Raw genomic sequence first — 10150 nt, 5'->3', positions numbered from 1 at the left:
ATGGCTCCACCGCTACAACACCCGACGCCGACACTCCCGCCTCGGACAACGATCACCGATCGCCTTCGAGAACACCCTCCACCACACACCAACTAGGCTGGCACCAGCCGCATAACCCGTGTTCAGGATTCGGGGTCAAGGCCCGAGGAACTCCGGGACGTTCCACGTGATCAGAGCGCCCTGCCGGGAAGGGCAGAGGTCGCCCCGGTCGATGCCGTACGCGTTGTCGTAGTCGAGCCGCAGGTATCCGGCGAGCTGCTGTACGGCAGAACGATGGATGGATGGTGTGGGGGCGCGTGGTGGCTTGGCAGTCGATCAGCAGCCCACCGACGATGAAGTCTGCATCCCGCCCAAGTCGGCGCTCGCGAGGCGGAACATCTCGGAGATGTGCACGATGTCGCCCGGCCGCGCGTAGGTGAGCAGTTCGTGGAACTTCGGGCGCTGGAGCGGGTGGAGGCGGCTGGAGGTGCCCGGGTCCTCCTCGAAGACGACCGGGTCCTCGATCCCGGCTTTCTCCAGGACGAGGTCCTGCCGGGCGGTGGACTGCTGGTCCGTCGAGACCCGCTTGTAGACCGGGTTCGCCACCCGGGGCCCCTTCCGTACGGAGGATCGGACCCTATTTGTCGTCAAACCCTGTCAGCAATCACCATCGGATCTGATTAAACTCGAGCCGCCACGAACCCCCGGATTGCACGGGTTCATTGGAGGCGTCAGCTGCCTGTCGTAAAACGATCGTTTGACGACAGTGGGATGCTGGGAGTCCACCTGATGGCTCGGGTCGTTGTGAGTGGTAGCAGGCTGAGGTCGAGGGCCAGATGGCCTCGCGGCAAGTGCGCGCACCACTAGTCGACGCGAATGCGCGCTCGGGCTACGACGAGGGTAAAGCTGCCAGGCCCAGCCGTGCGCCGTCGAGGAACAGGGCCAGGTGGCGCCGGTAGGCGTCGGGGTCGTCCGCGGTGGCGCCCATGATGCCGACGAGGGCGACCTCCAGGTACGTGATGTCCCGCGCGGAGATGTCGGGGCGCAGGGTTCCCTGTTGATGCGCCAGTTCGACCACCTGCGCACTGCCCCAACTCGCCGAGCAGATCCTTGCCGAGCCCGGCTGGTACGCCCTGGCCGCGACCATCGCGGACACCGAAGCCGCCGGCGCCACGACCCGGCCGCCATCCTGTCCGACGCCGCAGGGCGCCGCGAACTCGACACCGCGGACTCGGTGAGCGACGTGCTGGTATGCGGCTGCGGCGGACGGCCGATCTGCCCGCCGATTCCTCGATCCGGTCTGAGAACGGCACCGCAGGGCGCCGCGGGTCCTCGACGCCCAGAACGGCGACCCGCCCCAACTCGCCGGGCAGGCGCCACAGCGGGGAGGAAACATCGGGCAAGACCCGGTGAGCATGCCGACACCGAAGGGGAGGTCATCCCGTGCCTGTACGCCGCCGGAAACTCGATGGCGGCGGTCAACAGAACCATGTACCCGGGCGGCGGCAACCCGATCAGCTCCTGCTTGGTCTTCAGCCACCTCGCCGACCTGGACATGGGCGACCCGGAAGCCACACTGACCCGCTTACCCGAGCTCGGCGATAGCCCGGGCGACGTCGGGAAGGCGGAGGTACGACGCGACGCGGTGGAAGTCGACCGAATGGATCGACGCCTCCCCGTCGGTGTCCACACCGGCGAACTTCGTCGCCAGCCACCTGGGGATCGCGACGATGTCGCCCGGATCTGCCAGGTTGACCCATCGCCGAACCCGGGGTGGGCGCTGGCCGAGGCCGTCTCGGGGCGCGGGGCACAGCCGCTCGAAAACGACGGACGGCAGGCCGAGAGGCGAGCCGAGGGTCACCAGCAGGTCGACGTCGGGTCCGGGCCGCGACCACAGTGCCTCGTACGCGATCACAGAGCCGAGCGAGTGCGCGATCACCACCCGCGGACGGTGCTCGATGATCGACTCGGCCACCGAGTCGCGTACGGAGGCCCGCCCCGGCGCGCCGGGATGTCCCAGGTAGGCGTGCACCTCGCGGCAGAACACCGCAATGAAGGCGGACATCACCGGCACCGCGACGCCACCGCGCGCGGCGAGCAGCGCGATCGCCTGCCGGAGCGGCAGCGTCAGCCGGCCCTGCCGTACGGCCGTCGCGTCGACCTCGGCGACCAGGGCGGCGAGCACGTCCAGCTCGGCCGGGGACAGGCCGTGGGGGTCGGTCTCGGGCCCTTGACGGCGCCGCCGGTGCAGGTGATGGGCCCAGTAGGCGACCCGCACGTCGTCCGACCGTACACCGGCACCGCCGGCGGTGAGATGCCGTTGCCAGGTGGCCGTGAGCCGCTCGGCGGCCTCCGCGGCGGAGCGGTGCGGGTCGTGGTTCCCGACGCCGTGGACCCCCAGGATGCGCGTCACGAGGCGCCACCCGTGACGGCACCGCTCATGTCCAGGACGGCAACCTCCTGCCCGTACCCGACGGCCACGAGGCCGTCGTCGTCGATGTCGAGGCAGTGGATCCACCCGCCGGGAAGCACGGTGTCGGCGAGCCGTTCGCCGGTGAGCAGGTCGTGTACGCCGAGGTGGCCTGCCTGGGTGCCGACCACGCAGACGGCGCGGCCGTCGGCCTCACCGCAGGCGAGCGCGGTCTGCGGGCGCTCCGTGTCGGCGTCGTTGACGACGCGGCTGACGAGGGTGCCGGTCCTCGCCTCCCACACCGCGAGGGTGCCATTGAAGTCGGCGAACGCGACGAGTGGGACGCCCCGATGCTCGTGTACGGCGAGGCACTGCGCCGAGCTGTATCCCTCGAACGCCTGGATAACGACGTCGCGCCGGCTGCGGCTCGCGAGATCGTATAAGGCGATATGGCCCGTGGTGGGTCCGTACTCCGCCTGGACCCCGGCGAGCACAGGCGTGCCGTCCACCAGCAGACCACGCCAGACCGCCCGGTGGGCGTCGCCGTCGGGCACCATCCAGTGCAGCAGGCATTCGCCGCCTAGCAGGTCCCACATCCAGACGAGGCCGCCGTCCCCCGCTCCCACGATGACCGGCTGGCCGTCCATCCAGAGCACGTCGACGGAGTGTACCCATTCCATGTCGTCACCGGGCGACCGATAGTCGGCGAGGGGCTGTCCCGACGCGAGATCGTGCAGCCGTACGCCGGCTCGAGGGCTCCCGGTCACCGCCACCTGGTGCTCGGCGATCGTGGTCACCGCGATGTCGGTTATCCGGAGGTCCCCGTGCCACAGCCGCGCCGTCCGCGACCCGGTACGGGCGTCGCGACGGTAGAGGTCGCCGAGATGGCCGCCGCTGAGCACCACCGGATGCCCGCCGACCCTGGCCAGGGCGATGGACTCGACGCCGATCTGGTGGCCGGGAGACGGATCGGCCGGGCCTGAGTCCGACGGTGACAGGTCGGCCACCCGGAGCGCGCCGTCGTCGCACGCGGCGAGGACCAGGACGTGTCCGTCGGCCCGGGCGATCTCAAGATCGCCCACCCAGCCCCGGGCGACCCCGAGGCGGAGCAGCTCGTACGGCTCGCCGCCGCTCAGGTCCCGTACGGTCACAGCGCCGCTGCCGTCGCCGGCCACGAGCACCGCGTGGCCGTCCATCAGCGTCACCGCCAGCGCCGTTATCCCCTCGAACTGCGTCCAGGCGGGAAACCGTTCCTCGCCGGTGAACACGTCCCGGATCTCGACGTTGGGGTGATGTCGCTCGCCGTTCATGTCAGTGTGCACGTGCTGCGGACCCACGACGACGACGGGGCGGCCCTCGTGCAAGCCGAGGCGGGCGATCGCCGTGCCGGACCGGGGTGAGCACCGGTGGGCAGGGCCGATCTGGCCGCCGCTGTTCAGGTCGATGACCTGGCACGTGCTGCCGGGGTCTTCGTCTCCGTATCGGCCGCTGTGGGTGGCGTAGACGAGGACGGGGTGATCACCGATCTCGCCGAGCTCCAAGGAACAGAGACGCTCCGACGGAGTCTGGATCACCGGTCCGACGGTCGCCCCGGTGTCGAGGTCGCGTACGAGAATCCCCGGTTCCTCGTCGAGCGCGGCGACCGCACGCCCCGCCAGCACCCCGGTGGCCAGGCAGGATCCCTCGCCTGTGGGGTGCTCGCGTACGATCTGTCCGGTGGCTACCGACCGTACGACCAGCCCACCCTCGGAGCGGAGGACCACGACGGCTGCGCCGTCGACCTCGGACACCGCGATCACACCCTGGTACCGCGATGCCCGTCCCGGATGCTCGCGGTCACCCGTGATCGTGATCGGCGGCAGCGTGGGCTCGCCCGTAAGCAGATCACGAAACCGGACGATCGTGTCGTAGCCCTCCCGGTCGGTGCCGGTGGTGACCACGACCTGCCGACCATCGGTACGTGCCACCGCCACCGCGTACACCCGGAAGTCGCCGTCGTCGAACACGGCCCGTACGGCGGGCTTGATCTCGGAGCCGGTGGAGAACAGCGGCTCCAGCGCGAGAGCCGGCGATCCGAAGGGCCGGCTGAGGCGCCGGGCCAGCGCCTGGGCGCCGACGCGGGAGCCGCTGATGGCGAGGTACTGACGGCGCCGCTCGGGCAGCGCGGACCGGAGGTCCTCCAGCGCGCTGCGGTAGACGGTCGCGGCGATGACCGCGTCCGGACTGGACGCACCGGGCAGCGCGGGGATCAGCGTGGCGGGATCGGCGTAGACCAGGAACTCGGAATCGGCGAGCAGCTCGTCGAGGCATCCGCCCTCGACCGCGTGCTGCACGGCGTGGCGCAGCAGATACGGGTCCGCCTCCGCCCAGCGACGTGACCCGTCGGGGTGGCGGCCCACCTGGCTGAGCAGAATGCCGGCGAGTGCCCCGCGGTCCGTACCGCTCATGTCGCCGGCTCCGATGCCGCGTCGGCGGGTACGGCACGGGGGTGCGCGAGCAGATACTCGACGAGACTCTCGTGGAAGAGGCGGAACACGCTGGTTCCGCTGACGTCGGCCGACTGGCGGAGGTAGAAACGCCCCTCCTCCAGGGCGCGGCGCACGTCCCTGGTCGATGGTGATCCCAGACCCTCCGGCGCGAACAGGGGTGCTATAGCCCGAATGATCTTCGGTGGCATGCCCACGCCGCGCGCGTGCGCCAGCGCCGCCAGAACCGGACGCATCCAGGGACCGACCTCGGGCCGGTGCAGCGTCATCTCGAGAACCTCGGGCAGCGAGGCCGGGACCTGGGCGAGCAGCCGATCAGCCTGGGCCTGGTCGGTGACCGGGGGCAGCGTGTGAGCGACGTACTCAGCGAACAGCCGGGCAATCAAGAACCCGCCCCACCGAGGCTGGGCATCGCCGGTACGCGTCAGCGTGGCAGCGACCCCGTCCGCGATCGCGGTCACGAACCAGTGGCCGTCCACCGAGCCGTACCCGCGGCCGGCCCGCAGGACGCGCTGGACGTACGCGCGCAGGTTCCCGGCCAGCTCCGCGGCCGGGACCTGGTCGAGGTCCAGGATTGTGCCGCCCGCGAGGGCAACGGCCCGCCGGAGCGGCTCGAACTCCTCCCAGGGGCGCATGCCGACGATCAGCCGGCACGCCGCGGAGCCATCCGCCCTGCGTACGCGGGTGAGCGGCACCAACAGCCGCGCGCTCAGCTCCTCGGAGTCGATGGCCTCGTCCAGCGAGTCGATCACAATCACCGGGGCGACGGGACGTTCAGCGACCACCTCCAGCAGCGCCTCGGCCGACGCCGGCGCCTCCGCCGACGCCGCCTCCGGCGCGAGCTGCGTGAGCAAGGACGTCGTGATGGCGTCGACGGTCTGCTGCCGGGCGTGTACGGCGGCGAGGTGCGGCGTGGCGGCCGGCGCGGGCAAGTGGCCCCACACCTCCTCGGTCGCGTGCCGCAGCGTGGGGTGGGCCGCGCACACCAGCACCCCGAGCAGGGCCGATTTCCCCACCCCGGGGCTACCGGTGACGATCCACGGCACCGCTGCAGCCGCTCCGTCGACCAACGCCGAAAGCGCCCGCAGCTCGCGCTCACGCCCCTGGAACAGCCCGGGCCGACGGCCTGCTTCCCAGCGGGCAGCCGCCCGGTCACGGAAATGACGGGGGTCGACGAGGTGGTCGACCTCGCGCGCGAACTCGGCGAGCCGGTCGTCCATGGCGGCGAGGGCGTCATCGAAGGCGGCGCGCCGGTGGTCCGGATTCGGGAAGAACGGCAGATCCAGCCGGGCGGCCGTCATCGTGTCGATCGGCGTCCCGGTGGGCTCCTGGATCGGCAGCAGGACGCCGTCGCCGTCATCGCCCGCGACGACCTCCCGGATCCGCGCGGACACCGCCAGGTACGGGACCGTGGGCCGGGACGGATGCGTGCAGAAGTCTCCCGCCGCGACCTCCCGGAGGACCTGGACGACGGCGCGGCTGAAGGCGCAGTCGAAGGCGTCGGAGTCAGGGGCCGACGCGGCGAGGACCCAGGCCCGGTTCGACGCCTGGAATGGGCGGCGATGCCAACGGGGCACGGTGGCAACGCCAGAGCGGCAGAAATCGAGCAGGAACAGGGTCCGTGGTCGTGCGTCGCCGCCGGCGACCACGGTCCGGACCCACGCGTCGACGTTGCACGTCTCGTCGCGCCGCCCGTCGGCGCCGATCGCGTACGCGGTGTCCATATCCGGGGGCTGGTCGCCATGGGTGATCACGTGGACGATCACGACATCGTCCGGGCCAACCTCCTGGATGGTGCGCGTCACGGCCGCGCCCAAGTCGGCCGCCGCCGGCGCCGTCGCCCCGGCCAGCAGGGTCACCTGGAAACCGAGCTCGTCGAGCATCGTCGCGACGCGGCCTGCCCAGTCGCCGGCGTCGGGCAACGGCGGCCAAGCCGCGCAGTCGATTGCCTCCTCCGCGTCGGGTACGGTCCGCGAGCTGGCGGCGAACTCCGCGATCCCGACCACGAGAGCGCGTCGCTGGCCCATTCCGCTCACCATCCGTGTCCCCGGGGTCAAGCCCGATGATAGGCCGAGAACGATCTCACCGCCGGGTTTCTCGATGACCCGCCGGCTCAGGGTCTCTCGGCCGCGACCTTACGCGCGAACGCCCGCTCCACTCCCGCTTTCGCGACGCCGAGTTCACCTACGACCATGGCGAGCAGGTCGTTGGAGAAGCGGGTGGAGGGCACCCGCTGAATACGAGACCAACTACTACCGCGAAACCACAAACCCCCAGGCAAGATCCAGACGACGACTTGCGCGGCGCCCTCAGCATGTCGTTTGATGTGCCCGATCTCACCGTGGAGTCGGCGGTGGCAGTACCAGTCGATCCACTCGGCGGTGGCCAGTTCGACCTCGGAGAGTGTCTTCCAAGGCCTGCGGGGCTCAGCCATCCTCACCCTGGAGCGTCAACGCTGATAAGTAGTTGTTGTCGTTCCGATCTTGAGAGATGCGCGTCGAACGGGAGTCCCGATTGGGTGATCGTGGGGCGCTTGGCGCATACGGACAGGGCCTCCTGAACAGCTCGTTGGTGTCGAATCACCGAGCAGCAGGAGGCCCTGATGCAACAGTCTTCCGTGCCGACGGCCGGGCAGTCCAGCTCGGTCACCTGGGAGTGTGACTGCCTGGCTCACCGGTTCGGAAACGCCGCCGACAACGGATTGCGGCAGCCGCGCTATCCGACGGACATGACGGACGCGGAGTGGGCGGCCGTCCGGCCGTTGCTGCCGGTGCCGGGCTGGATGCGCGGTCGCGGCGGCCGGCCGGAGGCGTACTGCCACCGGGCTGTACTCGATGCGATCCGCTACCTCGTGGACAACGGCATCAAGTGGCGGGCGATGCCGGCCGACTTCCCGCCGTGGGACCGGGTATACGCCTTCTTCCGCCGCTGGCGCGACCATGGCCTGGTCAAGGAGTTCCACGACCGGCTACGTGCGCAGGTCCGCGAGAAGGCGGGCCGCGACACGGAGCCGACGGCCGGAGTGATCGACTCCCAGTCGGTGAAGGCGGACGCGGTCGTCGGCTCCGACAGCCGCGGCTTCGACGGCGGCAAGCTGATCAACGGCCGTAAGCGGCATGTCGTGGTCGACACCCTCGGTCTGCTGCTCGCGGTGATGGTCACCGCCGCGGATGTCGGCGACCGCGCCGCCGCCCCGGTCCTGCTGTACCAAGTCGCCGACGCGCACCACAGGCTGGCCCTGGTCTGGGCGGATGGCGGCTACACCGGCAGTCTCGTCGAGCACTGCCTGGCCACGCTCGCCCTGGTCCTGGCGATCGTCAAGCGCAGCGACGACATGCGTGGCTTCGTGGTGCTGCCCAAGCGGTGGATCGTCGAGCGCCTTTTCGCCCACCTGATGCGCACCCGCCGCCTGGTGCGCGACTTCGAGCGCCGCACCACCAGCGCCGAGGCGATGGTCTACTGGTCGATGACCCTGCTCATGACCCGCCGCCTGGCCCGGTCACATTCTGCGCGAGCGTGAAGCGGCCCGGCTGCTGTTCGGCCAGCCAGCCGCGCGCGACCAGGCGTTTCGCCTTCGACCGCAGCGCTTCCACCTTCGCCGGCACCGCGTCCAGGCCGAACGAGACGGCCATCTCCTGGCAGGTCAGCGGCCCTTGATGGAGGCGATGCCGGTCCGTAAGGGCCTGCAGGATGCGCTGGTAGTCGATCGACAGCACGGACCAGGCCAGTCCCTCGCGCCACATGGGCACCTGCGACTTCGGCTTCGCGGCCCTCGACGCCGATGATGCCTCCTCGGCCGGTCCCTCGGTCGGCCTCGCCCGCTCGGTCCGGGCGTGATCTTCGGTCTCGTCCACCGGCGCCAGCACCTCGCCGACCCGCGAGCGGGCGATGACCCACTCCTTCCATTCCCGCTCGGCCACGGCCAGCTCGGCCTGGACGCGGTCGGCTTCCTCCCGCAGCTCGTCCACACGACGGCGAGCACCCAGCTCACGCTGTTCCAACAGCCCAACCACCGACGGATCCACAACCTCCCGGGCAGCGACAGCACGACAGGCCACTACTCCCACGGGATCGCCGACCCTACGCCCGACCAGCGGAAACGCAGTCTTCCACTCCGGAAAGACAACGGCTTCTAAGGAATCCCTACGTTGTTCTGCGGGATGTGGTGAGCCCTTCGTATGGTTGACCCGCCCAGGGGTGCCGGGCGTGGTCCCGGTTGAACTGGGCGTACTTCTCGGGGAGGTCGCGGCCGTAGTAAGGGGTGCGCACGGTGGCTCCGGCTCCGCGGTAGGCCCGGTCGGCCAGAACGAGGAGCTGACGGGACAGGCAGGCTTGGATCACACCGTGTGCGCGGGCCGCGGTCAGGTCATGCGTGCGGCCGGGCAGCGCTCGCGAGAACCACAGCGGTGTCCCGTCCGGAGAGGCCACGACCTGCACGTTCATCCCGTGACGGCGGTGTTTCATCGAGTCATAGGGCTCATCCGCCACGATGCGATCAGTGGCGATCAGGGTGCCGTCGAGGATGACGAACCCCTCATGTGGTGACTCGCGCAGGGCCTCGTGCAGGCTCGGAGCGCACTCGGCGAGGAGGTCGACCGTCTCGCTCACGTACCGGCCGGCGGTAGCGGTGGAGACACCGAAACCTGCTGCGACCTGGGCCAGAGTCTCGTTCTTACGCAGGTGTACCAGGACGAGCAGGGCCTGCCGGAAGCAGCCCAGCCTGCGCCAGCGGGAGTTCAGCTCACACCTTCGGGCGTAGATGAGCCAGGAAACATGCTCAACAACCTCGTGAGGGACGTGACCCAGCGAGTACAAGGTGAAGTTTCCCCGTGATGCTGGACACTCGATGCTTACGCCGTGAGGGTGTGTCCTTGTTCGTGTCGCTGTCTGATCTCCAGCGGGGTGAGGTAGCCCCAGCCCGGATGTTTCCGCAGTCGCCGCCGGTTGTAGAAGGTCTCGATGAAGGCGAAGACCTCCGCTCGGGCAGTTGGCCGGTCCGGCCAGGAGCGGGTGCCGATCTCTTCCTTCAAGAGCGCGAAGAACGACTCGGCGGCGGCGTTGTCGAAACACGATCCCGTGCGGCCCATGCTCTGCCGCAGCCCCAACCGGTTTATCTCGCGCCGGAGTTCGTCCGCGGTGTATTCGGCGAGTTCAACCGGTCGTTGCAACACCGGGCTGTTGTAGTGAGCGTAGCTGCTCCTCGAAGACCTCGGCCGGTGTCTTCCAGCCGAGGATCTTGCGGGGTCGGTTATTGATTGCCAGGGCGACGGCTTCG

Annotated in this window: 8 protein-coding genes and 2 pseudogenes; 2 read left to right on the top strand and 8 right to left on the bottom strand. The window is 69.9% G+C overall.

Annotation, left to right across the window (positions count from 1 at the left end; genetic code table 11):
* Window positions 1–315 precede the first annotated feature (315 nt).
* Window positions 316–585, bottom strand: coding sequence for a recombinase family protein (locus ACWD11_RS34770; protein WP_389421558.1), 270 nt, complete (start codon window positions 583–585; stop codon window positions 316–318).
* Between the two features lie 476 nt (window positions 586–1061).
* On the opposite strand from ACWD11_RS34770, the pseudogene ACWD11_RS34765 reads away from it, so the two are divergent.
* A pseudogene (locus ACWD11_RS34765) lies at window positions 1062–1392 on the top strand (mobilization protein); the annotation flags it as partial.
* Between the two features lie 172 nt (window positions 1393–1564).
* Here ACWD11_RS34765 and ACWD11_RS34760 read toward each other — a convergent pair.
* The 4 genes from ACWD11_RS34760 to ACWD11_RS34745 all read right to left on the bottom strand — a co-directional run bounded on the left by ACWD11_RS34760 (window position 1565) and on the right by ACWD11_RS34745 (window position 7309).
* Complete coding sequence (locus tag ACWD11_RS34760; protein WP_451287889.1) at window positions 1565–2392, bottom strand: hypothetical protein; 828 nt, start codon at window positions 2390–2392, stop codon at window positions 1565–1567.
* Window positions 2389–4836 carry a hypothetical protein gene (locus ACWD11_RS34755; protein WP_451287887.1) on the bottom strand — a complete coding sequence of 816 codons (2448 nt, stop codon included), beginning with the start codon at window positions 4834–4836 and terminating at the stop codon, window positions 2389–2391. Before ACWD11_RS34755 ends, ACWD11_RS34760 begins: the two co-directional genes overlap by 4 nt.
* A complete protein-coding gene (locus ACWD11_RS34750; RefSeq protein WP_451287885.1) occupies window positions 4833–6902 on the bottom strand; it encodes an AAA family ATPase in 2070 nt (689 codons plus the stop codon). The genes ACWD11_RS34755 and ACWD11_RS34750 overlap by 4 nt, the downstream gene beginning before the upstream one ends.
* An 86-nt stretch (window positions 6903–6988) precedes the next feature.
* The gene (locus tag ACWD11_RS34745) at window positions 6989–7309 is read right to left on the bottom strand and encodes a hypothetical protein (RefSeq protein ID WP_451287893.1); all 321 of its coding nucleotides are present in this window, start codon (window positions 7307–7309) and stop codon (window positions 6989–6991) included.
* A 294-nt stretch (window positions 7310–7603) separates the two neighbouring features.
* On the opposite strand from ACWD11_RS34745, the gene ACWD11_RS34740 reads away from it, so the two are divergent.
* Window positions 7604–8395 (top strand): IS5 family transposase, encoded by a 792-nt coding sequence (locus tag ACWD11_RS34740; protein WP_451287891.1) that lies wholly within the window; start codon window positions 7604–7606, stop codon window positions 8393–8395.
* Here the strand turns inward: ACWD11_RS34740 and ACWD11_RS34735 are convergent.
* From ACWD11_RS34735 to ACWD11_RS34725, 3 genes and pseudogenes are all read right to left on the bottom strand, one after another.
* Window positions 8352–8843: a hypothetical protein gene (locus tag ACWD11_RS34735; protein ID WP_451287883.1), complete on the bottom strand. Its 492-nt coding sequence runs from the start codon at window positions 8841–8843 to the stop codon at window positions 8352–8354. The genes ACWD11_RS34740 and ACWD11_RS34735 overlap by 44 nt on opposite strands.
* A gap of 232 nt (window positions 8844–9075) precedes the next feature.
* Window positions 9076–9723 (bottom strand): annotated as a pseudogene (locus ACWD11_RS34730) (transposase family protein); the annotation flags it as partial.
* A 2-nt stretch (window positions 9724–9725) separates the two neighbouring features.
* Entirely contained in the window at window positions 9726–10046 is a 321-nt protein-coding gene (locus ACWD11_RS34725; RefSeq protein ID WP_451287881.1) for an integrase core domain-containing protein, read from the bottom strand.
* Between the last annotated feature and the right edge of the window lie 104 nt (window positions 10047–10150).

It is taken from the genome of Streptomyces sp. NPDC002776, assembly GCF_053592195.1.
Note: the sequence above shows the minus strand (reverse complement) of the source record. Positions and strands in the feature narration are given on the sequence as shown.

Excerpts from the sequence above, each read along its gene's own strand:
- ACWD11_RS34750 (WP_451287885.1), bottom strand. The coding sequence starts at position 6,902 with ATGGGCCAGCGACGCGCTCTCGTGGTCGGGATCGCGGAGTTCGCCGCC.
- ACWD11_RS34755 (WP_451287887.1), bottom strand. The coding sequence starts at position 4,836 with ATGAGCGGTACGGACCGCGGGGCACTCGCCGGCATTCTGCTCAGCCAG.
- ACWD11_RS34740 (WP_451287891.1), top strand. The coding sequence starts at position 7,604 with ATGACGGACGCGGAGTGGGCGGCCGTCCGGCCGTTGCTGCCGGTGCCG.
- ACWD11_RS34745 (WP_451287893.1), bottom strand. The coding sequence starts at position 7,309 with ATGGCTGAGCCCCGCAGGCCTTGGAAGACACTCTCCGAGGTCGAACTG.